Consider the following 24,229-nt stretch of genomic DNA (forward strand, 5'->3'; position numbering starts at 1 on the left):
GATCGGCACCTCGCGCGCCGCTGCGTGCGGGGGCCCGTCGCCGCTTTGACAGAGATGCTGCACGCGCGCGGGGTTGCCGTCGAGATGACTGCCTTCCACCAGGTGCCTGCCGGTGACAACACCGCGACGTTCGTCTGCGGCAGTGGCCGCGGCAGGACCGAGTGGGCGATGGGGTGGTCCGACGATCCCGTCGAGTCGTCGCTGCGCGCGGTCATCGCCTGCGCCAACCGACTGCTGTCCGAGGCGGGTTAACCGGCTCCGCTTCTCGGTTCCGACCTGGTCAACGCCCACGCGCCGAAGGCGACCGCGGCCGCGGGCACCCCGACCATCGCCGCAGCAGTGTTGCGGGGCACGTCGTTTCGGCCCAGCGCGCCCGCAGCGCCGTCCGCGACGTCGCAGGCCAGGCCGACACCGGCCCATGTCCTGTGGCGTCGGCCGGTCGACGTCACCGTCCCGAGTCCGATGAGCACGTCGCGCACTCCGAAGAGGCGCCACAGATAACGCGACTGCGCATCGGGGCGGGGAAGCCCGAACAGCGTCGCCGCCACCTCGGGTCTGGCCCAGGCCAGGCCGCCGATAGCGATCCGCATGGCCGCCAGCGACAGCACACCCGTGCGCGCGGCGCGGGTGCCACGCTCGGCGACCCGGCTCACCGCAGTGGACGCAGCACGATCGGCATGCCGTCCTTGGGGACCGGCATGCCGCCGTAATCCCATTCCGTCGTGTAGCCGGGCCGCGGGAGTTCGAGCCGGTACTTGCGCAGTAGCCGGTGCAGGATCGTCTTGACCTCGAGCTGACCGAACGTCATACCGATGCACTTGTGCGCGCCGCCGCCGAACGGGCTGAAGGCATAGCGGTGCTTCTTGTGCTCGTTGCGCGGCTCGGCGAAGCGCATCGGGTCGAACTTCATCGGCTCGGGGTAGAGCTCCTCGAGCCGATGGTTCATTCCCGGGTAGGCGATGACGTTGGTGCCCTTGGGCAGGTAGTAGCCGAGCAGCTCGGTATCGCGCACGGTCTGGCGCATCGCCCACTGCACCGGAGTCACCAGCCGGATGGACTCGTTCATCACCAGGTCCAGTGATTCCAGCTTCTCCAGCGACTCGATGTCCACCGGCCCGTCGCCGAGGCGGTCGGATTCGTCGCGGCAGCGCTCCTGCCACTCGGGATGGCGGGCCAACTGGTAGATCATGGTGGTGGCCGTCGAGGTCGACGTATCGTGGGCGGCCATCATCAGGAAGATCATGTGGTTGACGATGTCCTGATCGGAGAACTTGTTGCCGTCTTCGTCCGCGGTCTGACACAGCACGGTCAGCAGGTCGGATCCGTCCTTGCCGCGGCGCTCTCGGACGCGGGCCTCGAAGTAGTTCTCCAGCAGCTTGCGAGCCTGCATGCCGCGCCACCAGGTGAACGGTGGCACGGGAGTGCGGATGATGGCGTTGCCTGCGCGGGTGGTGGTGGTGAATGCGTTGTTCACCTTCGTGACCAGTTCGTGGTCAGAACCCGGCTCGTGGCCCATGAACACCATCGACGCGATGTCGAGGGTCAACTCCTTCATCGCCGGATACATCAGGAACCGCGCGTCGTCGGCCACCCAGTCCTTCGCGATGACCTGGGAGACCACCTTGTCGACCTGCTCGGTGTAGCCGACGAGCCTGGTCCGGACGAACGCCTCCTGCATGATCCGGCGGTGGAACATGTGTTCCTCGAAGTCCAGCAGCATCAGTCCGCGGTGGAAGAACGGCCCGATGACCGGCACCCAGCCCTGCTGCGAGAAGTCCTTGTTGCGGTTGGAGTAGATGGCCTGGGCGGCGTCGGGTCCGAGCGCGGCGACCGACGGCAGCGCCGGGGAGTCGACGTAGAACAGCGGCCCGTGCTTGCGGTAGACGTGCAGTGAGTAGTCCGGTCCGCCACGGAACATCTCCACCATGTGTCCGACGATCGGAAGCCCCGCATCGCCCATGACGGGCTTGAGGTCGCTGCCTGCCGGCGGCATCGCCATCGGTTTCTGCGGGAAATCGGTGCGCAGCAGCTTGCGTTCTACCGCGCCCAGTCCGGGGAAGTTGGTGATCGATGGGGTGAGCCGCCGTTTGGCCTGGTCACGTAGGTACCTCGGGGTGCTGATCGTCGCCATCAAACGCTCCTGAAAGAACAAGCTGTGGTGGATGTCACCTCTGCACCATCCTGCTGGGGCGACTTGACGCATGTCAAGTTTTGATTGCAGCGAGTCGCGATGCAAAGGTTTACTGCCATGAGCGCCGAACCTTCTCCGCCGGAGAAAAGCCGAAGCCGCGGCGACCGGCAACGCGACGCGATCCTGGCCGCGGTGCGCGACCTGCTGCAGGAGCGCTCGTTCGCCGACCTGTCGGTCAGCACCATCAGCGAGCGCGCCGGCGTCGCGCGATCCGGCTTCTACTTCTACTTCGACTCCAAGTACGCGGTTCTGGCGGTGATCGTCGCCGAAGCCATGGCCGAACTCGACAAACTCACCCACGATTTCGCGCCGCGAGAGCCGGACGAGACGCCGTCGGACTTCGCCAAACGCATGGTCGGCTACGCCAACATCGTGTTCTCGTCCCACGATCCGATCATGGGGGCGTGCAACCTGGCCAGGAACACAGACGCCCAGATCCGCGAGATCATGGACGACTTCCAGGACACCGTGATCGACAAGATCGTCGGGCTGGTCAAGCAGGACTCGGGGGCACGACCGATATCGGAGGACACCACCGCGCTGGTGCGCACCCTGACCGCGGTGACCTCGATGACGCTCGCGCACGACAGCGCGTTCGTGGGCCGGCGTCAGGATCCCGCCGGCGCGATCGAGATCGTCGAGCGGTTGTGGCTGACCGGTCTGTGGGGCGGCACCGACACGCACTGACGGCCCACCCGGGTCGTGGCGCCGGGCGCGCGCGAGAGGCGCCGGTAGTGTCACCGGCATGGCACAGCTCGAATCGAACATCGGTTTCAAGAACGGATTTCGCGGCAAGCGGTGCCTGCTCACCGGCGCCGCCAGCGGTATCGGCCGTGCCACCGCGCTGAAGCTGGCCGCCGATGGAGCCGAGCTCTTCCTGACCGATCGGGACGCCGACGGGCTCGAGTTGACCGTCGCGGACGCCAGGGCGCTGGGCGGTGTGGTCGCCGAACATCGAGCCCTCGACGTTTCCGATCACGATGCCGTCGCCGGTTTCGCCGCCGACATCCATGCCGACCATCCGCCGATGGATGTGGTGATGAACATCGCCGGGATCTCGGCGTGGGGCACCGTGGACAAGCTCACTCATCAGGACTGGAAGTCGCTGATCGACATCAACCTGATGGGGCCCATCCACGTCATCGAAGCCTTCGTGCCGCCGATGATGGCGGCCCGGCGCGGCGGACACCTGGTCAACGTCTCGTCGGCGGCCGGGATCGTCGCGTTGCCATGGCATGCGGCCTACAGCGCGAGCAAGTACGGGCTGCGGGGTCTGTCCGAAGTGCTGCGCTTCGACCTGGCCCGGCACCGCATCGGGGTGTCGGTCGTGGTGCCCGGCGCGGTGAAGACGCCTCTGGTGGACACCGTCCACATCGCCGGCGTGGACCGTGACGATCCGAACGTGCGCAAGTGGACGAACCGGTTCGCCGGGCACGCGGTGTCCCCGGAGTTCGCTGCGGAGAAGATTCTTCGGGGAATCACGAAGAACCGGTACCTGATCTACACGTCGCAGGACATCCGTGCGCTGTATCTGTTCAAGCGCACCATGTGGCTGCCCTACAGCATGTCGATGAAACAGGTGAACGTGCTGTTCACCCGCGCGTTGCGACCAAAACAGAAGCGGCGCTGAGGTTTCAACGCTGTCCCCAGTCCCACGGCGGGGTGGTGAGCAGGCCCTGGTCGGTCACCTTGGTCTCGCCCCAGTCCTTGAAGAGCTCGATCTCCCACGTGTCCTCGTCGCTGCCCAGCGGTGCGGCGCCGAGGCACTGGCGCAACGTGGGGGAATGCGTGACGACCACCACCTGGGTCCGTGTCGCGACCTGTCCGATCAGCGCGGCCAGTGGCCGGACGAGATCAGGGTGCAGGGACGTCTCCGGCTCGTTGAGCACCATCAGCGACGGCGGTTGGGGGCTCAGCAGAGCCGCCGCCCACAGCAGGAAACGCAATGTGCCGTCCGAGATCTCGGCGCTGCGCAGCGGACGTAGCATGCCGCGTTGGTGCAACTGCAGATCGAACAACCCGTCGGTGACGGACACCGAGACGGTGGCACCGTCGAACGCGTCGGCCACCGCACGGGCGAGGTCGTCGGTGCCGGTCTCGAGGATCGTCTGGACCGCTGCGGCGAGATCGGCACCGTCGTCGGCCAGCACGGGGGTTCTCGTGCCCACCTGCGGTCGGCGCGACGGAGCGCCGCTGTCGGCCCGAAAGTCGTCGTAGAATCTCCAGTCCCGCAGGCGTTCCCGCACCATCACCAGCTCCGGTGCCGCGCCGGCCCAGTCGGACAGCACGCTGCGGTGCGCCGGCAGGTTGCGGCTGAGTTCGTCGAATCCGCGTCCGGCGTCGCCGGCCACCTCGACGAAACCACGCACCCGGCGCACCAGGGTGGTGCCGGTGCGGGCGACGGGTCCGGCGAAGACCAGTTCGCGTTTGACTTCCGGGTCGCGTGCAAATGCCGTTTTCCTTGCCTGTGGCAGCCCCAGGTCGATCAGATAACCGAAATCATCTGCGGCGTAGCCGAGTTCGATGGAGACAGGGCGGGTTCGCCGCCCGCCCTGGGCGGCCCCGGTGCGGCGGGCGCCTGCGAGGTTCTCGGGACCGGCCCACAGCGCCGACTCGACCCCGCCTTCGCGGGCGAAGGATGCGATCACCTCGCCGCGGCCGCAGTCGGCCAGCAGTCGCAGCGCACGGTAGAGCGACGACTTGCCGGTGCCGTTGGCGCCGGTCACGACGGTGAGACGGCGCAGTGGCAGCACCAGTTCGCGGAGTGAGCGGTAACCGCGGATGGCGACTGTCTGGAGCACGGGGACGACGCTAGTGGGTGACGGTGACAACGGTGGCCGGCGCGTCGGTCATCGCCAGTTCCAGGCGAACGCCCAGCAGTCGGACCGGCCGGTCCAGTTCGAAGAGATCGAGCACTTCCAGTGCGGTGTCGACGATGGTGTCGGCGGCAGTCGTCGGCGAGGGTAGCTTGCGGATCTTGGTGCGGGTGTGGAACGTGTTGGTGCGCACCGTGACGGCAACCCGGGTGACGATCCGCTGCTGTGCGAGGACCTCCACCAGGGTGCGTTGCGCCAGATCGACCACGGCCGCGTCGATCTCGGCCCGATCGGTGAGATCCTGCGGAAAGGTGACGACGTGGCTGCGGGACCGCGCCACCCACGGCTGGGCACTCACCGTATCGTCGCCGCCCCCCTTGGCCAGCAGCAGGATCCACAGTCCGGTGGTGGGACCGAACGCCGATGTCAACACCGCAGGATCTGTTGTGGCCAGATCGGCGACGGTCGTGATAGCCATGGCGGCAAGCTTTTTCGACGTCTTGGGTCCCACGCCCCACAGTGCCTCGACGCCTCGGTCGCCCATCGTCGACATCCAGTTGTCGTCAGTCAGGGCGTAGACACCCGCGGGCTTCGCGAACCCGGTGGCGACCTTGGCCCGCTGTTTGTTGTCGCTGATTCCGACCGAGCACGACAGGCCCGTCCCGGCGACGACCACCTCCTGGATTCTCCGGGCGAGCGCCGCCGGATCGTCGACGTCGGCGCCCACGTAGGCCTCGTCCCATCCCCACACCTCGACAGGGTGACCCAGGTCGCGCAACAGGGCCATCACCCGGTCGGAGGCTGCGTCGTAGGCAGCCGAGTCCGAAGGCAGGAAGGTCGCCTCGGGACACCGGCGGGCGGCGGCGCGCAGTGGCATGCCCGCATGTACGCCGAACTCGCGGGCCTCGTAGGACGCGCAGGTGACGACCTTGCGGGCTTCGGTGGGATCGCCGCTACCGCCGACGATCACCGGAAGGCCGACGAGTTCGGGATGGCGCTGCAGTTCCACCGAAGCCAGGAACTGGTCGAGGTCGACGTGCAGGATCCACGGCGGATGCTGCGCGCTCATGATCCGCAGAGCTTGCGCGCCACCGTCTCCCACGCATCGCCGAGTTGGTGGATCGTGCGGCCGCGGTCGTTGAGTTCGTGGTGCACGTAGTCGGCGTCCAGCAGAGCCAGCAGTGCGGTCGCCTGAGTATCGAGATCGCCCGTGGTGCCCGCGGATTCGAGCAGCAGCCGGACGTGGCTGTGGTGCAGCATCATCGGTGCGTTGTAGCGCATCTGCGGATCGCGGCCGACGTCGGAGAGCAGCGCGTGGTGGACGACGACGAACTTCAGCCGCTCCCGGCCGTAGGTGAGCAACCGGTCCAGCGGCGGCGCCCCGGGGCCGAGCGGGGGCGGCCCGAACAGGAATGCCTGCTGCTGCGTCTTCTCGTCCTCGTCGAGCAGAACGACCATCAGGCCCGCACGGCTGCCGAACCTGCGGAACAGCGTGCCTTTGCCCACGCCCGCCGCCGCCGCGATGTCCTCGGTGGTGACGGCCTCGGCGCCCCGCTCGTCGATCAGCCGTCGTGCGGCGTCGAGCAGCAGCGCACGGTTGCGTGCGGCATCACCCCGTTCGGGGGGGCCGGCGTCGGTCAGCGGCAATGCCGTCAGCCTGTCGGACACGCTCACCAGGCAACTTTAGCTCAGCTGGAATAATTCGGACCATGGTCCGGTTATTTCGCAACGAAGATCCACCGAACCCACGATCAACCGAACCCACGGAGGAGAACGATGTCGGACGCGTCAGGCAGCAAGGTACTGGTTCTGGTCGGGAGCCTGCGGGCGGCGTCGATCAACCGCCAACTCGCTGAGCTCGCCATCGAGTCGGCTCCGCCAGGCGCGACGCTGACGCTCTTCGATCGGCTCGGCGAACTGCCGTTCTACAACGAGGACATCGACAACGAGTCGGTGGACGAATCCGTCGTGGCGCTGCGTGGGGCGGCTGCGGAAGCCGATGCCGCGCTGGTCGTCACGCCTGAGTACAACGGCAGCATTCCCGGCGTGCTGAAGAACGCCATCGACTGGCTGTCGCGGCCGTTCGGCGACGGCGCGCTGAAGGGCAAGCCGATGGCAGTGGTCGGCGCGGCACTGGGCCAGTACGGCGGCGTCTGGGCACACGACGAGACACGCAAGTCGTTCGGCATCGCCGGGCCGCGGGTCGTCGACGACCTGGAGCTGTCCATCCCGGCGGCGTCGCTGGACGGCAAGCATCCGCGGGAGGACGCTGAGCTCGTCGAGCGGTTGCGCGACATCGTCGGCAAGGTGGTCGCCGAGATCGGCTGACACGGCGAGGCGCAGACACGTCAACAATCGGCAGGGCGGGTGGTTCACCCGTCCTGCCGATTGCTGTTTTCCGAACCGGGGTGCTCCGATGGCCGACCACGGCGGGGCGTCGCGGTTCCCATCAGTGTCTCCGCTTGCGGACGGGGATCTCCAGGCGCCTCGGGGTGGGCGCGCGGGCTTTGCTGGGGGAGTTGCTGGACCGGAGGGGCGTCGGCACTGTCCTCATCGCCGCACCCGGACGTGTCGGGGGGTTCTGATAGACCTGTCTGTGCCGGGAGTGGCGACGCCGTTGTGATCTGGGACACGCCGAAAACAGCGCGACACACCGCAACTACCAGGGAAAATTCCAAACGTGTGATTACGACCATCTTGTGTGTGCTCTACTAGCGGGGCACAACATCTAGTGTCTAGGGTGGAGAGCGGCAAACGATGCAATCTGCTCTCGACGAGGGTCCCAGGGGAAGTTCCACCCCCGGCTCGTCGTTGAGAACAAGAGAACGTCAGTCGGCCGGTCGGCTGTTGGTCAGATGGGGTGCGAAGTGACAAAGAATCATCGGTCGTCGAACAAAAATTTCGCTGAGGGAGCCCAAATGACTGTCACCGTGTACACCAAGCCCGCCTGCGTGCAGTGCAATGCCACCTACAAGGCTCTCGACAAGCAGGGCGTCGACTACGACGTCATCGACATCTCCGTCGACAACGACGCCCGCGACTACGTGATGGCGCTCGGCTACCTCCAGGCTCCCGTTGTCGTGGCCGGCAACGACCACTGGTCGGGCTTCCGCCCCGATCGAATCAAGTCGCTCGCAGGCGTGGCCGCCGCAACGGCCTGACCCGCGGGCTGACCGGAGTAGTCCGCGGACAACGGAGAGAAGGGCACAGCAGTGAGTAATCTCGTCTACTTCTCCAGCGTGTCCGAGAACACCCACCGTTTTGTCGAGAAGTTGGACACCCCCGCCATCCGCATCCCGGTACATGGGCGCATCGAGGACCCCGAGGTCGTTCGAGAGCCCTACGTGCTGGTGCTGCCCACCTACGGCGGGGGGCACGCCAACGGCCCCGATCCCGACGCCGGGGGATACGTCCCCAAGCAGGTGATCGCATTCCTCAACAACGAGCACCACCGTGGGCTGCTGCGCGGCGTCATCGCCGCGGGTAACTCCAACTTCGGCGCCGAGTTCGGCTATGCGGGAGTCGTCATCTCCCGTAAGTGCGGCGTGCCGTATCTGTACCGCTTCGAATTGATGGGCACCACGGACGACGTCTTCGCCGTCCGCGCGGGCCTCACCGACTTCTGGAAGGACCAGACGTGCCCCCAACCGTCACAGCTGCAGAACCTGTAGCTGCCGAAGTTCACGCGCTCCCCGGCGAAACGGATTACCACGCGCTCAACGCGATGCTCAATCTGTACGACGCCGACGGAAAGATCCAGTTCGACAAGGATCGGGAAGCGGCGAACCAGTACTTCCTGCAGCACGTCAACCAGAACACGGTGTTCTTCCACAATCAGGACGAGAAGCTCGACTACCTGGTCCAGAAGAACTACTACGAGCGCGAGGTCCTCGACCAGTACTCGCGCAACTTCGTCAAGACGCTGCTCGATCGCGCATACGCCAAGAAGTTCCGGTTCCCGACGTTCCTGGGCGCGTTCAAGTACTACACCAGCTACACGCTGAAGACGTTCGACGGGAAGCGCTACCTCGAACGCTTCGAGGACCGGGTCGTCATGGTGTCGCTGACACTGGCCGCCGGGGACACGGTGCTCGCCGAGAAACTGGTCGACGAGATCATCGACGGCCGCTTCCAGCCGGCCACCCCGACGTTCCTGAACTCGGGCAAGAAGCAGCGCGGCGAGCCGGTGTCGTGCTTCCTGCTTCGCATCGAAGACAACATGGAGTCGATCGGGCGCTCGATCAACTCGGCACTGCAGCTGTCCAAGCGCGGCGGCGGAGTCGCGTTGTTGCTGACCAACATTCGTGAGCACGGCGCGCCGATCAAGAACATCGAGAACCAGAGCTCGGGTGTCATCCCGATCATGAAGCTGCTCGAGGACTCGTTCTCCTATGCCAACCAGCTCGGGGCGCGTCAGGGCGCCGGCGCGGTGTACCTGCACGCGCACCACCCCGACATCTACCGGTTCCTCGACACCAAGCGGGAGAACGCCGACGAGAAAATCCGGATCAAGACGCTGAGCCTGGGCGTGGTGATCCCGGACATCACCTTCGAGCTGGCCAAGAAGAACGAGGACATGTACCTGTTCTCGCCGTACGACGTCGAGCGGGTCTACGGCGTGCCGTTCGCCGACGTCTCGGTCACCGAGAAGTACTACGAGATGGTCGACGACGCGCGGATCCGCAAGACGAAGATCAAGGCGCGGGAGTTCTTCCAGACCCTGGCAGAGCTGCAGTTCGAGTCGGGCTACCCGTACATCATGTACGAGGACACGGTGAACCGGGCCAATCCCATCGAGGGCAAGATCACCCACTCCAACCTGTGCTCGGAGATCCTGCAGGTGTCCACGCCGTCGGAGTTCAACGACGATCTGTCGTATTCCAAAGTGGGCAAGGACATTTCGTGCAACCTCGGCTCGCTCAACATCGCCAAGGCGATGGATTCGCCGGACTTCGCGCAGACCATCGAGGTGTCCATCCGGGCGCTGACCGCGGTGTCGGATCAGACCCACATCACCTCGGTGCCCTCGATCGAGCAGGGCAACAACCAATCCCACGCGATCGGCCTGGGGCAGATGAACCTGCACGGATACCTTGCTCGCGAGCGAATCCACTACGGCTCCGAAGAGGGTGTCGACTTCACCAACATCTACTTCTACACCGTGCTCTACCACGCGCTGCGGGCCAGTAACCGCATCGCGATCGAGCGCGGCACGGCGTTCGGCGGCTTCGAGCGCTCGAAGTACAAGTCGGGTGAGTTCTTCGACAAGTACACCGACCAGGTGTGGGAGCCGGCCACCGAGCGGGTCCGCGAACTGTTCGCCGACGCGGGCATTCGCATTCCGACGCAGGAGGATTGGGTTCGGCTCAAGGAGTCGGTCCAGACCCACGGCATCTACAACCAGAACCTGCAGGCCGTTCCGCCGACGGGGTCGATCAGCTACATCAACCACTCGACCAGTTCGATCCACCCGGTGGCCAGCAAGATCGAGATCCGCAAAGAAGGCAAGATCGGCCGCGCCTACTACCCGGCGCCGTACCTCACCAACGACAACCTGGAGTACTACCAGGATGCGTACGAGATCGGCTACGAGAAGATCATCGACACCTACGCCGCGGCCACCCAGCACGTGGACCAGGGGTTGAGCCTGACGCTGTTCTTCAAGGACACCGCCACCACCCGTGAGGTGAACAAGGCTCAGATCTACGCCTGGCGCAAGGGCATCAAGACGCTGTACTACATCCGGTTGCGTCAGATGGCGTTGGAGGGCACCGAGGTGGAGGGTTGCGTCAGCTGCATGTTGTGATCCGGTGGGGGTCACCCGCGGGCGGTAGAACCGCACGATGACCGATGCCGGCGAGTATCCGCTGACACCTGCTCAGCAGCGCGCCTGGCTGAACTACATGCGGGTGTACCACCGGCTCGAGTACGAGATGAACCATCACCTGCGTACCGAATGTGGGCTCTCCCTCTACGACTACACGGTGCTCAACGCGTTGTCGCGGGCGCCCGATCGCCGCTTACAGGTGACATCGCTGGCGACGGTGATCGGGTGGGAGCGCAGCAGGCTGTCGCATCACCTGATGCGGATGACGCGCCGCGGCCTCGTCGAACGCACGGCGTCGGAGACCGACGGCCGCGGCACCGTCGTCATCCTCTCGACCCCAGGTTGGGACCTGCTCGCAGCGGCCGCCCCGATACACGCGGAGTGGGTGCGTCGCACGTTCTTCGGCGACCTGGATCCCGGCCGCGAGGATGCCCTCGCCGACATCCTCGCCACGGTGCACGAGGGATTGCTGCGCGAGGGGACCCTGCCGCGTCCGGACGTCTAGACCTGGTTCGTGCCGCCGTCGACGTAGACCTCGGAACCGGTCATGAAGCTGCTCGCATCCGACGCGAGAAAGACCACCGCGGCGGCCAACTCCTCGGGATTGCCGATCCGCTTCATCGGGTTCGAGGCCAGATTGTCGAGCATGGCCTGGCGCTGGTCGGGATCGGACTCCAGTTCCGTGAGGCCCGGGGTCAAGATGGGACCGGGAACGATGGTGTTGACCCGGAATCCGCGGTCGCCCAACTCGGTGGCCCAGGTGCGGCCGAAGGACCGGATGGCGGCCTTGGCTGCGGCGTAGGCGCCGAATGCCGGCATGCCTCGGGTGGCCGCTGTCGAGCCGGCCAGCACAATCGAGGCCCCGGGGTTCAGCAGCGGCAAGGCCTTCTGCACGGTGAACACCGTTCCGCCGACGTTGCGGTTGAACGTGTCGATGAGGTGTTCGGGTGTCTCGTCTTGCAGGGTCACGTACTCGCCGCTGCCTGCGTTGGCGAAGACGATGTCCAGTCCGGCACCCGAGGCGCGAATGACCTCCACCAATCGGTCCAAGTCCTCGACACTGGTGACGTCGCTGGCAACACCAACCACGCCGCCACCGAGAGACGCCGCGGCGTCGTCGACGCGCTGCTGGGTGCGGCCGGTGAGGAACACCTTGGCGCCCGCGTCGGCAAACGCCCGCGCTGTCGCGTAGCCGATGCCGGACGTGCCGCCGGTGACCAGTGCTGTCTTGCCTTCGAGTTGACCCATCGTGACCTCCTGTTGTCGGGGAACGCCCGTCGCGCTCCACTTCCGACAACTAGGTGACATCTCACGTTATTCCGTGACATGTCACGCATATCCCCACGGAGCGATACCATTGGATCGCCCAGCGCAGTGACCAGCCCGTCGGTTGGTACAGAATCAGCGCTTGCGGGCCTTCTCCGCCCGCTGCGCCTTGACCCGGCGTTCCTCGCGCAGCACCGCCTGGTAGCTCTCACGTTCTGCCACCAGCCACTCCGGCAGCTCCTCGAGCAGTTGACTGATCTGGTCGGTGGTGAGCGCATCGGTGACCCCGCCGCGCGCGAGGCCGGCGATCGAGACGCCCAGCTTGGCCGCCACGAGGTTCTTGGGGTGCGGGCCGTTCTTGCGGAGGTCGGTCAGCCACTGCGGCGGGTCCGCCTGCAACGCCGCGAGTTCGGTTCGGGTGATCGGGTTCTCCTGGAACTCCGCAGGCGTCGCGGGCAAGTACACGTCCAGCTTCTTCGCCGCCGTGGCGGGTTTCATGGACTGCGCGTTGGGCCTGCTCATGAAGGTCAGCGTATCGGTAGCCTGATGCGGTGGCTTCGCCCTCGCTGCCGTCGTTCACCCTCGGGTATGTGCCCGGCGGTACGCCTGCGAAGTGGGCCCGTGCCTGGGCGCAGCGCCACCCCGAGGTGCCGCTGAAGTTGCACGCCGTGTCTGCGGCGGACGCGGCCGCCGCAGTGCGGGCCGGCATTGTCGACGTGGCGTTGCTCCGGCTGCCCGCCGATACGACCGGGCTGGCCGTCATCCCCGTCTACGAGGAGACGACGGTGGCCGTGGTGCCGACCGATCACATTCTCACGGCCGTCGACGAGATCACCGCCGCGGACCTCGACGGCGAGCCGACACTGCTGCCGCTCGACGACGTCTTGTCCTGGCCGGGCGCTCCGGGCGACCCGGTCGACCACCGACCCGAGACCACCGAGGACGCAATAGAACTCGTGGCTGCGGGCATCGGGGTGCTCATCGTTCCGCAGTCGCTGGCGCGGCTGTATCGCCGCAGGGACCTCACGTATCGACCGATCACCGACGCGCCGACCTGCCCGGTGGCGCTCGCCGTCCTCGCGGGGCCGCAGGCCGCACTTGTCGAGGAGTTCATCGGGATCGTGCGGGGCCGCAAACCCGGGTCGTCGCGGGGGCAGGCTCCGCCGGTGCCGAAACGCACCGCACGGGAGAAGACTCTGGCGAAGCAGGCGGCCCGCGCCGCGGCGGGCAAGGTCGCCCGCAAGCAGGGTCCGGCCAAACGCGGTCGACGCTGACGTCACCCGTGGCGGCGGTCAGCGCGATCAGATCGTCAGCGTGCCGTCGTCGTTGATGGTCCACTGAGGATTGAGTGCCACCTCCCAGACGTGTCCGTCCAGATCGGCGAAATAGCCCGAATATCCACCCCAGAAGACCTTTTCGGCCGGCTTGAGGATGGTTGCTCCCGCCGCGGCGGCCTGCTCGAGTACTGCGTCGACGTCGGCCTCGGTGCGCTGGTTGATCGCGATCGTGATGCCGCTGAACCGGCCGTCGACGCGGTGGTGGGCATCCTCGGCGAGGTCGTCGCGGCCGAACAGGGCCAGCGCGATGCCGGGCAGTTGATAAAAAACGACGCCGTCGGGTGCTTGCGCCGGTACCCACCCCAGGCCCTGCTCGTAAAAGGTGCGGGCCCGGTCGAGGTCGTCGACGCCGAGCGTGATCAGGCTTACTCGTTGCTCCATGGCCGCGACGCTACCCATGGCCGCCGACAGTGACCGTCACTGTCAGCAGAGGAAGTCCGTCGCAGCGTCGTACACCAACTGCGCATCGGCGCGCCCCACGTCCAGCGCCGAGGCAATGAAATTGACCGCGAAGTCTTCGGGCATGCCGGTGCGTTGGCCCTCACATGCGGCATAGCCCTCGTCGAGAAGTCGCTGAGGATCGGGCTCCGCTGACTCGGAGAAGTCGCCGAACAGGGAGACATACTCGAGGTAGAACTCTTCGTCCTCGGTCGCCAGCGCGGTAGGTGCGCACGTCACCGCCGCGGCGCTGAGAACTCCCGCGGCGCAGAGGGTTGCAAGAGCCGACCGTGCGATCGTTCTCATGACTTCCCCCGATCCGGGCCCGGGACCTGACACGCGTGTGGCGAATGCTAACTGTGCCGGCATCGGTCGGCGACTGGAATAACTGACGCGACCGACGAATGCGCTGCGCGGTCGGCGGTCGTGTCCTACGGTGGCAGCCATCAACTCTGTTTGCTGAAATCGACTTCGCTGACGATTGACGCACCGTACGGGGCTTCCGGGTAGGGGTGAGAGTGTGTCGCGCATCTTTCTGAGTCATTCGAGTCGGGACATGCGCCAGGCGATCGCGCTCAAGCAGTGGCTGGTCGATCAGGATCCGCCGCTGGCCAACGAGATCTTTCTCGACGTCGATCCAGAGTCGGGTCTCAAGGCGGGCACCCGCTGGAAAGATGCGCTGCGGCGGGCCAACGCCCGATGTGAGGCCGTCATCTGCTTGCTCTCGGCGAACTGGGAGTCCTCCCACGAGTGCAAGGTCGAATACCGCACTGCGGAGAACCTCAACAAACAGGTCTTCGTCGCGCGTCTCGAATCGTCGACAGGCGGCGACCTCACCTCGGAGTGGCAACGCTGCGATCTGTTCGGCGACGGAGCGATGACGTCGATCGAGGTCGGCGGCGGACCGCCGGTGCAGTTCGCCACAGAGGGGTTGTATCGGCTTCGAGACGGTATCCAGGGGGCGGGAATCGGCGCGGAGTCCTTCGTCTGGCCACCTCCGGACGATCCCGGCAGGGAGCCGTACCGCGGCTGGGAACCGCTCGACGAAGCCGATGCCGCAGTGTTTTTCGGGCGCGATGCACAGATCGTACGGGCCCTCGACGCGGTGCGGGGAATGCGGATGGCCGGAGTCGACTCATTGTTCGTCGTGCTGGGTCCGTCGGGCACCGGCAAGTCGTCATTCCTGCGGGCCGGGCTGTTGCCACGGCTTCGTCGTGAGGACCGCCGGTTCCTGGTGTGTGAGATCGTTCGGCCCGAACGGAACGTGCTCACCGGTGAAGCCGGTTTCGCGGCGGCGATCAAAGCCACCCGCGAGCGGTTCGGCCGTTCGGGGCCCAACCTCGGTGAACTCAAGTCCATCTGTACCGCCGGCGACGCGGAACGGCTTGCCGCACTGTTGGCCGAACTGCGCGACGACGCGGCCGGTCGGCTGCTGCTGCGTGGTGAGGACGGTGAGGCCGCGGCGCCGACCCTGGTGCTGCCGCTCGATCAAGCCGAGGAGCTCTTCTCGGCCGACGCAGGAGACCAAGCACGAGCGTTTCTCGAGTTGCTCACGGCCACACTGGCGCGGCTCAACGCCACGGAGGTGGGACTGGTGGTCGCGGCGACGATCCGAACCGACCGCTACGAGGCGATGCAGGCGCATCCCGCCCTGGCTGGGCTGGGCACGGTGTTGTTCGACGAACTCAAGCCGATGCCGGCCACCCAGTTCAAGGAGGTCATCGTCGGTCCGGCGCAGCGGTCGACCGAGGGGGGCCGGCCGTTGCGGGTGTCACCGGATCTGGTGGAGCGGCTACTCCTGGATGCGGGCGAGGGTGCTGACACGTTGCCGATGTTGGCTCTGACGATGTCGAGGCTGTACACCGACTATGGCAGCGACGGTGAACTCAAGCTCGCCGAGTACGAGACGCTGGGTGGGATGCGCCGAGTGGTGCAGACCGAGATCGACGAGGTCCTGTCCAGCGATCCCGTACGGCGGGCAACGGAACTGGAGGCGTTGCGGGCTGCGTTCATCCCGTGGCTGGCCACGGTCAACCCGGACAACGACCAGCCCATGCGGCGCGTGGCCCGGTGGGCGGACCTGCCGGAGGCGAGTCGACCGCTGATCGATGCGCTGGTGGCCAAGCGATTGATGGTCAAAGGCACCCGGGGCGGGGAGACCGTGGTGGAGGTGGCCCTGGAAAGTCTGTTGCGCCAATGGGATGAGCTGGTGACCTGGCTGCGCGAAGAGCGTCAAGACCTCAAGGACGCCGACGCCCTGGAGCGCGCGGCGGCATCGTGGGAAGCCAACGGCCGTAACTCAGCCTGGTTGCTGGAGGGCAGTCGCCTCACCGAAGCCATTGCGCTGGTGAACAAGCAGGGCTTCCGGCGACGGCTGTCCACCACTCACGATTACCTGACGGGCTCTCATCAGCGTGAAAGTGAGCGCCGCGCGGCCGAAGAGCAGCAACGCCGCGCCGAACTGGTCGCAGCACAGGAACGTGCCGCTCATGCCCAGGAGCGGCAGCAGACTGCCGAGGCGCACACCGCCACGCTGCGCAGGCGCTCCCGTGTTCTTCGAGGGGTGCTGGCCGGCACCGTGGTGGTTGCGGTGATCGCATTGGCCGCCACATTCATTGCCAACAATGCTCGAGGCCAGGCTCAGGATCGGTTCGAAGAGGCCACCGGTGTCAGGTTGGTGGCGGAGGCCCAGTCGATGTTCGCGGGCTTCCGGCCAGGTGGCGACATCCGGGCGGTGCAACAACTCCTGGCCGCGGGGGCGATCACCGGAAGTCCCGATCGGGACGCCCTGTACGACGCCGTTGTGCAGCAGGCCGCGCTGTCGAAAGTGATCATGGCCGACCACGCGCTGAGCGCTGCGGCCTTCAGCCCGGACGGGACTCTGGTCGCCGCTGGGAACACGGACCTGGAAGGCGCCGACGGCGGTGTTCAGATCTGGGACGTCGAAACCGGTGCGCCGCAGGGTGATGCGCTTGCGGGTCACGAGGATGTGGTGAACGGAGTCGCGTTCAGCCCTGACGGAGCGCTGTTGGCGTCGGCAAGCGTCGACGGCACCGTGCGGCTCTGGGACGTGGAAACCGGCCAGCAGGATGGGGAAGCCCTGCAGGTCGGGGACTCGGCGTCCGATGTGTTCTTCAGCCCAGACGGTGTCGAGGTGGCCACGCTCAGCTGGGAGGGTGACCTGCAGGTGTGGGACATGAGAACCCGCAAGCCCGTGAGACTGCCGTTGGTGGAGGGAGCCGACAAGGTGGCGTTCACCCCCGATCGGTCCCGGGTCGCTGCCAGTGATGACGCAGGCAACATCGCGGTGCTCGACATGTCCTCGGGCCGGCAGATTTCGACAATCACGCGGGACGCGGATCTGACCGTGCTCGAGTTCAGTCCCGATGGCAGGCGGGTGATGACGGCCGGGGCGGCCACCTCTCTTGAACTGTGGGACGCCGAGACCGGTCGATCGATCGACGCGCCGGTCGCCGGAGGGCAGTTCTCGACATTTGTGGTCGCAGGCGCGTTCAGCCCGGACGGCCGTCTCATCGCCACGGGCACAAACGATTCGACGGTGCAGGTCTGGTCCACGGTGGATGGACGGTTCGTCGACGTGACGTTGCCCGGACCGGCCGGGCTGACGCTGGGCGTGTCATTCGATCCGGACGGGAAGCGGTTGGCGGTCACGGGCAGCGACGGCACGCTGTGGATCTTCGATGTCGCTGTGGCATTGCCGCTCACCGGCCGTGCGGTCGCGTTTCGGCCCGACGGAATCCTGGCAGTCGGATCCGACGAGGGCACCGTGCAGATGTGGGATCCCGACAGTCGGGTCGCCCGGAACGAGTCGAGTGATGCATCCGATGGCGTGAATCGGATGGCATTCAGTCCCGATGGGCAGCAGTTGGCATCGACGAGTACCGCGGGGGCGCTGCAGTTCCGGAACCCGGACACAGGAAACCTGGACGGCACGCCCGGCGACGTCGGTGAAGTCCTGGGTCCCGTGGCCTTCAGTGCCGATGGACGTGTGGTCGTCACCGGCGCGGAGCAGGGCGGGTTACGGCTGTGGGACAGCGAGACTCGGCGTCCCCGTGCCAAGCCCACGGGTGGCAGGTCAGGCAACACCGTAGCGGTGGCGTTCGCCCCGGAGGGTGACACGGTTGCCTCGATGAACCTGGACAACCCGTCCGGTCACGTGATGGTGTGGGACAGCGTCACCGGGGAACAGCTTTCAGAAACTCCCTTGGCGAGCGGCGCCCTGGCGGGTGCGTTCGGTCCTGGGCTGGCCGTCGGGACGGGGGGACTCGACGGCTACGTCACGTTCTACAACGCCGAGACCGGCGAGCCCAAGCGTGGTCCGGTCCACGGGCATGACTCCTACGTGACGTCGATGGTGTTCAGCGCGGACGGGCATCGCGCCGCGACCGGCGGTGGGAGGAGCGTGCGACTGTGGGACGCGGACGTAGGTGACACCATCGGCCGCGCCCTCGAGGGGCCGCGGAACAGCGTGATCGATGTGGCTATCAGTCCGGACGGTCGTTATGTCGCGGCGGCGACGTATGACAACGAGGTATGGCTCTGGCCTGCCTCGGCCAGCCCTGAAGACCTGTGCGCCAAGCTGACTGCCAATATGAGCCGGCAGCAGTGGAACGACTGGGTGTCACCGGAGATCGACTACATCAAGACCTGCCCCGATCTCCCGATCGCGCCGGACTAGGGGAACGCCGATGTGGCACAAGACTCGTGACGAGCACCTCTTCGACGACGGCCCCAAACGCATCCTCGCCCTCGACGGCGGCGGAATCCGCGGTGCGCTGACCCTCGGATACCTCGAACGCATCGAGGGCATCCTGCGCGAGCGAAACGGGGGCGACCCCGACTTCCGGTTGTGTGACTACTTCGACTTGATCGGCGGCACGTCGACAGGCTCGATCATCGCCGCCGGGCTTGCGCTGGGCTTCGCCGTGGACGAGCTCGTCGAGCTCTACCGGTCCTTGGGGGAGAAGGTGTTCGACAAGGGGATGCTGCGTTTCGGCCTTCTGGGTGCGAAGTTCCCGAAGGAGCCGTTGTTGCGTGCCCTCGATACCCATTTCGGCGATATCACGTTGGGAGGAGACGAGCTGCGGACAGGTCTGATGGTGATGACCAAGCGCTTGGACACCGGCAGCCCGTGGCTGCTCCACAACAATCCGCGTGGCAAGTACTTCGAGGGTTCAGGACACGATTTCCCGAATCGGGATATGTTGTTGCGCAACGTTGTTCGGGCCAGTACGGCTGCGCCACACTATTTTGAACCCGAGCTTCTGCGGATCGCCCCGGGCGTCACGGGTGCGTTCGTCGATGGTGGGGTCAGCCCGTACAACAACCCGGCGCTGCAGATGCTGATGCTGGCAACGTGTAGCGGCTACGGACTGAGCTGGCAGTTCGGAGCCGACAGGCTGCTGTTGGTGTCGGCGGGCACGGGTTTGCGCTCGCTGCGCATGCCGGCCGCCGAGGTGATGGAGATGCCGGCGGTCCTGCTCGCCGCCCAGTCGATGATGTCGATCATGGCCGACGCGAACTGGCAGGGCCAGGCGGTACTGCAGTGGATGGCGTCGAGCCCGACATCGTGGCAGATCGACAGCGAGGTGGGTGATCTCCGAAAAGACCGGATCGGAGGAGGTCCCGACCTGATCACCTACCAACGCTACGAGGTGGCGTTGGAGTCGAAGTGGCTGCGGGAGAACCTTGATGAACACCTCGACGACGCCGAGTGTGACGAACTCTATGCGATGGACAACCCGAAGAACCTGCCGCGCCTCGCACGCCTCGGCACCACGGCCGGCGCGGTGCAGGTGCAGCCCGATCACTTCCCGGCAGCCTTTGATCTGTCCTGACCGGTGGATTCATAGCGGCGGCTGAACTCGTCGCCGGGCACCGCCCAGACGTCACCGTGATCACCCTGCACGATCCAGGAACCTTCGGGCGCAGTGATGGTGCCCTCGAGCGTATCCACCTCCTCGGCGGCACGAGCCGGTCGGGCCAGCACGGTCCCGAGCCGCCGCCACCGCCTGCCGCCGAGGTGCTCGTGGGTGGCGCGGAAGATGTCGTCACGCACCGACCAGGTGGTGCCGTCCGACTTCTCGCTGACGGCCCAGTCGCCCGCAGCGGCGCTCATCGTCGATCCGTCATGGGCCGTCCACGTCCAGGGGGTGCTGCGTTGCTCGGCCAGCACGACTCCCGCGCGGCGATACTGAACCCACGTGTTGTCGTCGGCCGGACGGGAGCGGTATCCCAACTCCCGCAATTTGGTCAGCGTGGCGGCCAGGCTGTGTAGGGCAGCGTCGAGGCGCTGCGAGTCGGTTTCGATCTGCGACCAATCGACGAGCTTGTCGTGCAGCTTGGCGGTGTCATCGCGTCGCGGACCGGACCGCCAGCCGTGTCTGCGGTAGTACCGGCACCAGTCCTCGTGTTCGGCGCGAGCCATGGCGGTGGCCGTCGGCGCGTCGAAACCCATCTGCCGCAACTGTTCCAGGGGTTCCAGACCGCGCAACCGAGCGGTGGGCAGGTCATGCGGTGACTGGCCCCAGCTGTTCCATGTGTGCCCGCCGATCGTCTCGACCATCCACAGCGCGTTGCGTACCTGGCGCCTGTTGGATTCGCGATAGAACTCGTCGAGCCGGCCCCACGGGACGGCGGTGGGGCCGGCACCACCTGACTCTGCGACGTAGCGGTTGTGGATCAGCATCGCTGCGCGCTCCCAGGCGTCGTGGGCCTGTCCGCCGGGCAGGTCGAGGCTCAGCCGGTAGGTGTACAGGCGCCCGACCACCGCCACCCGCTCGCGGGTGGTATCCGCCCGAGGGTCGTATACGTGAATCGTGGTCTCCGGTAAGCGGGCCGCGATGCGGGTTGCGACGCTGCCGTCGGGTAGCGAGTCGACCAGCACCAGCGCCGTCGACCTCGGATCCCCATGGGTGACCATGTCCATGAGCGTTGGGAACGACGGTCTTTCATCGATGGCGAGGACGTCGCCGGAACGGCCGCGATATCCGAGTTGCGCCGCGGCGAACTCGCTGTCCTGCCGGTATTCGGAGGCGTTTTCGGCAACGACGGTCAGTGCGGGCAGCCAACCCGTGCCGCCGTATTCGTGTTCGAGCCGGCGTTGGAACATGTCGCTGCACAGGGCGGTCGTCAGTTGCGACGATCCGCACACCAGCAGCCGGTCGATCATGGGTCCTGCGAGGATTCTGTCGAGCAACCGTCGGGCCGTCACCTCGTAGATTCCTACGGTGTCGGCTGCCCAGCGGTTGTGTACCCCGCCGAAATGCTGTGCGCGCCACGCATTGGCCTGCCACGGATCATCGATGCGCACAATCAGCGGGATGCGCCTGCGGTCGTCGCCACCCAGGGCGGTCAGCGTGCGCAACCGCAGCAGGTTGGTCGACGCGTCGGGAGCAAGGAGGTAGAGCCGGTCGATTTTGTGCCAGATAGGCACGGCGACAAGCGCTTCGGGCCGGTCGAGATCGACGGTGAGGATCCGGGCCCCCACCGTGCGGGCGCGTTGGGCGGCGTCGCTGTCCGCGGTGTCGGTGACGACGACCAGCATGCTCCGGCGGCGCAGAGTGTGCGCGATCGCGGCGACGAGGGCCTGGGCGTCCTGATCGATACCGACCACGGCGGTCACCGAGCGGGCGGATCGCACGCGGAGCCGGTCGAAGCGTGACCGGAAGAGCGCTACCGCGATTCCGACCACCGACATGAAAACCGCGGCGAGCGCGCAGATCTGGGCGACGTGGAGTGCGACGGGCATCGGGGCCGGGCAGGCGCCGTCGGCCAGTGCCCGTGTCGGATCGCCACCCTTGACCAGGGCTGCCGTCCACAACAGCGGTGTGAAGAAATCCGGATGCGACTCGTCCTGGCATCGCCAGTACGAGGCCACACCGAGGATTGTGGTCGTGACCGCGAGTCCGGCGACGATCGCCACCGGCGCCCCGGACCGCCGTCCGCCTGCGGTCCGAGTGACCACGACGACGACCAGCGCCAGCGCAAGGACGACAACGCCGATGGTGACCGCCGAGTTGGGGGCACCGAACCAGCGCATGCTCTCTGGCAGCGCGTCACGAATCTGCGGCCATGCCGCGATCGCCGCCAGGTAGCCGATCAAAGCAGCGGCGATGGCAGAAAGTATCGCGCGCGCTGCGACGTACCGGGTGTCGGGCCGCTCCGCAGTGCGCACCATCGGAGTCTATTTGGCGATCGACCGGCACCGGGGGTATCGACGAAGGGCGTCGAATCCCCGGGCGACCGGCTCTTACTTCACCTTGTGCTGCGGGCCCTGTGCCTTCTTGTAGAGCGCCTTGAGCATCCGGTCACGGAACGCCGCGTTGTCGATCAGCTTGACTCCGGCGTTGGCCAGCTTCGGCTGACCGATCAGCTTGTGCATGTAGCGCCCGCGCTTGTATTCGCGGCCCCACGCGGCTTCCATCCGCTGTCCGTAGTTGGTGAAGTCGTCGGGTCCGCCGTTCTGCAGAGCGGCGATCGCGCACTCGCCCGCGGCCAGTCCGGATTCGAGCGCCTTCGAGATGCCGGCACCGGAGGCGGGTTTACCCGCACCCAGCGAGTCACCGGTGAACAGCACACCCGGCCGCCACGGCGGCCACGCGGTGAACCCCATCGGCAGCCGCCAGGCGCGCACGCTCTTGTTCTTCTTGAGTTCCTCGATCGGCGGTAGATCCCAGTCGCGGGGGAGTGTCCGGAGGAACTCGCCGAGGAACTGGGTCGCGTTGATCGACTGCCAGTTCTTGTAGCTGTTGACGTAGCCGAGGCCGATGTTGAAGATTCCGTCGCCCATCGGGAAGACCCAGCCGTATCCGGGCAGCTGATCGCCTTCGAACACCAGCTTCAGGTAGATGTCCAGCGAATCGGAGTCGGGCCGGTTGGCGTGCATCTCCGAGCGGATGGCGATCGCCTGGTAACCGTTGTATTCGGAGTCGATCTTCAGCGCCCGCTTGATCGGGGAGTAGGCGCCGTCGGCGGCGATGACCGCGTCGCCGTAGACCTTCTCGCCGCCCTTGAGCACGACGCCGACCACGCGGCCGTTGGCGTCGAGTTCCGGGCCCGTCACTTCGGCGCCCTGGCGCACCTCGGCGCCTGCGGACTCGGCGTGCTTGAGCAGCACCGTGTCCAGGTGGGTGCGGCTGACGGTGTGGCCGTGATCGGGCATGCCCGGACGCTTCGGGAACGACAGCTCCCACTCGCTCGGGCTGAACACCGTGACCCGGTTCACCCGGTGGAACGTGGCGACCTCGTCGGCCAGGCCCATCTTCTGCAGGTAGCTGACGGCGCGAGCGGTCAGCCCGTCGCCGCAGGGTTTGTCACGGGGGAACTGGGCTTTGTCCAGGACCGCGACCTTCGCGCCGGTCTGTGCGGCCTGCCATGCGGCGGCGGCACCGGAAGGCCCACCACCTGCTATGACCAGGTCGTATCGCTGCGTCATGAATCTCGTCTCGTCGATCGGCTGTCGCAGCGATAGTACCCAAGCTTGTGTCGACCATCGCGTTGGGAAGAATCCCTAATGGTTCGGTAATCATTCCCACAGCGCGAGGGGTCTGAGCAGGTCAGCGGCGTCCCGCCGGGTACAGTGATCGAGTGCGACGAGGGTCTAGGGCGCGCTCTGCCGAAGAGCCGGGTGTCAAAGTGGACGCCCGCAGCGAGCGTTGGCGTGAGCACCGAAAGAAGGTGCGCTCGGAAATCGTCGACGCCGCGTTCCGTGCCATCGACCGGCTGGGTCCCGAGGTCTCGCTACGGGAGATCGCCGAGGAGGCCGGCACCGCGAAGCCGAAGATCTACCGGCATTTCACCGACAAGTCAGACCTCTTCCAGGCGATCGGTCAGCGGATGCGGGACATGCTGTGGGCCGCGATCTACCCGTCGATCGACATCTCGAAAGACCCTGCGCGCATGGTCATCTACCGGGCCGTCGAGCAGTACGTGCGTCTGGTGGACGAACACCCCAACGTCGTGCGCTTCCTGATGCTGGGCCGTTTCGCCGAGCAGAGTGAGTCGACGATGCGGGCGCTCAACGAAGGCCGCGAGATCACCCTGGCGATGGCCGACATGTTCAGCAACGAGCTGCGGGAGATGGAGCTCGACGGTGCGGCCTTCGAGCTGGCCGGGTTCGCCACCTTCGGGGCGGCGGCGTCGGCCACCGACTGGTGGCTCGGCTCAGAGGACAGCCCGCGGCGGCTGCCGTCGGAGAAGTTCGTCGACTACCTGACCACGATCATGGTCGGTTCGATCAACGGCACCTGCGAGGTGCTCGGCATCCGCATCGACCCCGATCTGCCGCTGCACGAGGGCGTTCAGCGCCACGAACACGTCGCCTGACCCCGGG

Annotated in this window: 22 protein-coding genes and 1 pseudogene; 12 read left to right on the forward strand and 11 right to left on the reverse strand. The window is 66.4% G+C overall.

The window, feature by feature from the left end; genetic code table 11:
* A pseudogene (locus WA965_RS12025) lies at positions 1-252 on the forward strand (homocitrate synthase); the annotation flags it as partial.
* Here the strand turns inward: WA965_RS12025 and WA965_RS12030 are convergent.
* Together WA965_RS12030 and WA965_RS12035 are read right to left on the reverse strand one after the other, a co-directional pair.
* The gene (locus WA965_RS12030) at positions 249-653 is read right to left on the reverse strand and encodes a DUF4267 domain-containing protein (protein ID WP_526302044.1); all 405 of its coding nucleotides are present in this window, start codon (positions 651-653) and stop codon (positions 249-251) included. The pseudogene WA965_RS12025 and the gene WA965_RS12030 sit on opposite strands and share 4 nt — an antisense overlap.
* Positions 650-2,131, reverse strand: a complete 1,482-nt coding sequence (locus WA965_RS12035) for a cytochrome P450 (protein ID WP_526302046.1) — start codon at positions 2,129-2,131, stop codon at positions 650-652. Before WA965_RS12035 ends, WA965_RS12030 begins: the two co-directional genes overlap by 4 nt.
* Positions 2,132-2,248: 117 nt before the next feature.
* Here WA965_RS12035 and WA965_RS12040 point away from each other — a divergent pair, with 117 nt between their 5' ends.
* Positions 2,249-2,878, forward strand: coding sequence for a TetR/AcrR family transcriptional regulator (locus WA965_RS12040; protein ID WP_178362076.1), 630 nt, complete (start codon positions 2,249-2,251; stop codon positions 2,876-2,878).
* 58 nt (positions 2,879-2,936) lie between these two features.
* Positions 2,937-3,821: an SDR family oxidoreductase gene (locus WA965_RS12045; RefSeq protein ID WP_526302048.1), complete on the forward strand. Its 885-nt coding sequence runs from the start codon at positions 2,937-2,939 to the stop codon at positions 3,819-3,821.
* Positions 3,822-3,825: 4 nt separating this feature from the next.
* Here the strand turns inward: WA965_RS12045 and WA965_RS12050 are convergent, their stop codons facing one another.
* Genes WA965_RS12050 through WA965_RS12060 form a run of 3 tightly spaced genes read right to left on the reverse strand, consistent with a single transcriptional unit; the run spans position 3,826 to position 6,681 of the window.
* Positions 3,826-4,992, reverse strand: a complete 1,167-nt coding sequence (locus tag WA965_RS12050) for an AAA family ATPase (protein WP_526302050.1) — start codon at positions 4,990-4,992, stop codon at positions 3,826-3,828.
* 10 nt (positions 4,993-5,002) lie between these two features.
* Entirely contained in the window at positions 5,003-6,076 is a 1,074-nt protein-coding gene (locus WA965_RS12055; RefSeq protein ID WP_526302052.1) for a DNA polymerase IV, read from the reverse strand.
* Positions 6,073-6,681 carry a TetR/AcrR family transcriptional regulator gene (locus WA965_RS12060; protein WP_526302054.1) on the reverse strand — a complete coding sequence of 203 codons (609 nt, stop codon included), beginning with the start codon at positions 6,679-6,681 and terminating at the stop codon, positions 6,073-6,075. The genes WA965_RS12055 and WA965_RS12060 overlap by 4 nt, the downstream gene beginning before the upstream one ends.
* A gap of 102 nt (positions 6,682-6,783) precedes the next feature.
* Here WA965_RS12060 and WA965_RS12065 point away from each other — a divergent pair, with 102 nt between their 5' ends.
* The 5 genes from WA965_RS12065 (at position 6,784) to WA965_RS12085 (ending at position 11,339) form a co-directional block, all read left to right on the forward strand.
* The gene (locus WA965_RS12065) at positions 6,784-7,335 is read left to right on the forward strand and encodes an NADPH-dependent FMN reductase (protein WP_526302056.1); all 552 of its coding nucleotides are present in this window, start codon (positions 6,784-6,786) and stop codon (positions 7,333-7,335) included.
* A gap of 590 nt (positions 7,336-7,925) precedes the next feature.
* Positions 7,926-8,168: a glutaredoxin-like protein NrdH gene (nrdH, locus tag WA965_RS12070; protein ID WP_526302058.1), complete on the forward strand. Its 243-nt coding sequence runs from the start codon at positions 7,926-7,928 to the stop codon at positions 8,166-8,168.
* Between the two features lie 51 nt (positions 8,169-8,219).
* A complete protein-coding gene (gene nrdI, locus WA965_RS12075) occupies positions 8,220-8,678 on the forward strand; it encodes a class Ib ribonucleoside-diphosphate reductase assembly flavoprotein NrdI (protein WP_178362082.1) in 459 nt (152 codons plus the stop codon).
* The gene (nrdE, locus tag WA965_RS12080; RefSeq protein ID WP_526302060.1) at positions 8,645-10,813 is read left to right on the forward strand and encodes a class 1b ribonucleoside-diphosphate reductase subunit alpha; all 2,169 of its coding nucleotides are present in this window, start codon (positions 8,645-8,647) and stop codon (positions 10,811-10,813) included. The genes nrdI and nrdE overlap by 34 nt, the downstream gene beginning before the upstream one ends.
* 37 nt (positions 10,814-10,850) lie before the next feature.
* A complete protein-coding gene (locus WA965_RS12085; protein ID WP_526302062.1) occupies positions 10,851-11,339 on the forward strand; it encodes a MarR family winged helix-turn-helix transcriptional regulator in 489 nt (162 codons plus the stop codon).
* Here WA965_RS12085 and WA965_RS12090 read toward each other — a convergent pair.
* The gene (locus WA965_RS12090) at positions 11,336-12,082 is read right to left on the reverse strand and encodes an SDR family NAD(P)-dependent oxidoreductase (RefSeq protein ID WP_526302064.1); all 747 of its coding nucleotides are present in this window, start codon (positions 12,080-12,082) and stop codon (positions 11,336-11,338) included. The two genes, WA965_RS12085 and WA965_RS12090, sit on opposite strands and share 4 nt — an antisense overlap.
* 153 nt (positions 12,083-12,235) lie before the next feature.
* Positions 12,236-12,622, reverse strand: a complete 387-nt coding sequence (locus tag WA965_RS12095; protein ID WP_526302065.1) for a DUF5997 family protein — start codon at positions 12,620-12,622, stop codon at positions 12,236-12,238.
* Between the two features lie 29 nt (positions 12,623-12,651).
* Here WA965_RS12095 and WA965_RS12100 point away from each other — a divergent pair, with 29 nt between their 5' ends.
* Positions 12,652-13,374 (forward strand): LysR family transcriptional regulator substrate-binding protein, encoded by a 723-nt coding sequence (locus tag WA965_RS12100; RefSeq protein WP_526302067.1) that lies wholly within the window; start codon positions 12,652-12,654, stop codon positions 13,372-13,374.
* Positions 13,375-13,401: 27 nt separating this feature from the next.
* Here WA965_RS12100 and WA965_RS12105 read toward each other — a convergent pair whose 3' ends face one another.
* Positions 13,402-13,818 carry a VOC family protein gene (locus WA965_RS12105; protein WP_526302069.1) on the reverse strand — a complete coding sequence of 139 codons (417 nt, stop codon included), beginning with the start codon at positions 13,816-13,818 and terminating at the stop codon, positions 13,402-13,404.
* Positions 13,819-13,860: 42 nt separating this feature from the next.
* Positions 13,861-14,181, reverse strand: coding sequence for a DUF732 domain-containing protein (locus WA965_RS12110; RefSeq protein ID WP_526302071.1), 321 nt, complete (start codon positions 14,179-14,181; stop codon positions 13,861-13,863).
* Positions 14,182-14,395: 214 nt separating this feature from the next.
* On the opposite strand from WA965_RS12110, the gene WA965_RS12115 reads away from it, so the two are divergent.
* The gene (locus WA965_RS12115) at positions 14,396-18,574 is read left to right on the forward strand and encodes a WD40 repeat domain-containing protein (protein WP_526302073.1); all 4,179 of its coding nucleotides are present in this window, start codon (positions 14,396-14,398) and stop codon (positions 18,572-18,574) included.
* A 10-nt stretch (positions 18,575-18,584) separates the two neighbouring features.
* Positions 18,585-19,733 carry a patatin-like phospholipase family protein gene (locus WA965_RS12120; protein WP_526302075.1) on the forward strand — a complete coding sequence of 383 codons (1,149 nt, stop codon included), beginning with the start codon at positions 18,585-18,587 and terminating at the stop codon, positions 19,731-19,733.
* Here the strand turns inward: WA965_RS12120 and WA965_RS12125 are convergent.
* Positions 19,703-22,072 carry a RyR domain-containing protein gene (locus tag WA965_RS12125; RefSeq protein WP_526302077.1) on the reverse strand — a complete coding sequence of 790 codons (2,370 nt, stop codon included), beginning with the start codon at positions 22,070-22,072 and terminating at the stop codon, positions 19,703-19,705. The two genes, WA965_RS12120 and WA965_RS12125, sit on opposite strands and share 31 nt — an antisense overlap.
* A 75-nt stretch (positions 22,073-22,147) precedes the next feature.
* The gene (locus WA965_RS12130) at positions 22,148-23,332 is read right to left on the reverse strand and encodes an NAD(P)/FAD-dependent oxidoreductase (RefSeq protein ID WP_526302079.1); all 1,185 of its coding nucleotides are present in this window, start codon (positions 23,330-23,332) and stop codon (positions 22,148-22,150) included.
* Positions 23,333-23,484: 152 nt separating this feature from the next.
* Here WA965_RS12130 and WA965_RS12135 point away from each other — a divergent pair, with 152 nt between their 5' ends.
* Entirely contained in the window at positions 23,485-24,222 is a 738-nt protein-coding gene (locus tag WA965_RS12135) for a TetR family transcriptional regulator (RefSeq protein ID WP_178362090.1), read from the forward strand.
* Positions 24,223-24,229: the final 7 nt, after the last annotated feature.

The organism is Mycobacterium sp. (assembly GCF_049683935.1).
Taxonomy (GTDB): Bacteria; Actinomycetota; Actinomycetes; order Mycobacteriales; family Mycobacteriaceae; genus Mycobacterium.

Coding starts and splice junctions, on each gene's coding strand:
- WA965_RS12035 (WP_526302046.1), bottom strand. CDS start 2,131: ATGGCGACGATCAGCACCCCGAGGTACCTACGTGACCAGGCCAAACGG.
- WA965_RS12040 (WP_178362076.1), top strand. CDS start 2,249: ATGAGCGCCGAACCTTCTCCGCCGGAGAAAAGCCGAAGCCGCGGCGAC.
- WA965_RS12045 (WP_526302048.1), top strand. CDS start 2,937: ATGGCACAGCTCGAATCGAACATCGGTTTCAAGAACGGATTTCGCGGC.
- WA965_RS12055 (WP_526302052.1), bottom strand. CDS start 6,076: ATGAGCGCGCAGCATCCGCCGTGGATCCTGCACGTCGACCTCGACCAG.
- WA965_RS12065 (WP_526302056.1), top strand. CDS start 6,784: ATGTCGGACGCGTCAGGCAGCAAGGTACTGGTTCTGGTCGGGAGCCTG.
- nrdH (WP_526302058.1), top strand. CDS start 7,926: ATGACTGTCACCGTGTACACCAAGCCCGCCTGCGTGCAGTGCAATGCC.
- WA965_RS12085 (WP_526302062.1), top strand. CDS start 10,851: ATGACCGATGCCGGCGAGTATCCGCTGACACCTGCTCAGCAGCGCGCC.
- WA965_RS12090 (WP_526302064.1), bottom strand. CDS start 12,082: ATGGGTCAACTCGAAGGCAAGACAGCACTGGTCACCGGCGGCACGTCC.
- WA965_RS12095 (WP_526302065.1), bottom strand. CDS start 12,622: ATGAGCAGGCCCAACGCGCAGTCCATGAAACCCGCCACGGCGGCGAAG.
- WA965_RS12105 (WP_526302069.1), bottom strand. CDS start 13,818: ATGGAGCAACGAGTAAGCCTGATCACGCTCGGCGTCGACGACCTCGAC.
- WA965_RS12110 (WP_526302071.1), bottom strand. CDS start 14,181: ATGAGAACGATCGCACGGTCGGCTCTTGCAACCCTCTGCGCCGCGGGA.
- WA965_RS12120 (WP_526302075.1), top strand. CDS start 18,585: ATGTGGCACAAGACTCGTGACGAGCACCTCTTCGACGACGGCCCCAAA.
- WA965_RS12130 (WP_526302079.1), bottom strand. CDS start 23,332: ATGACGCAGCGATACGACCTGGTCATAGCAGGTGGTGGGCCTTCCGGT.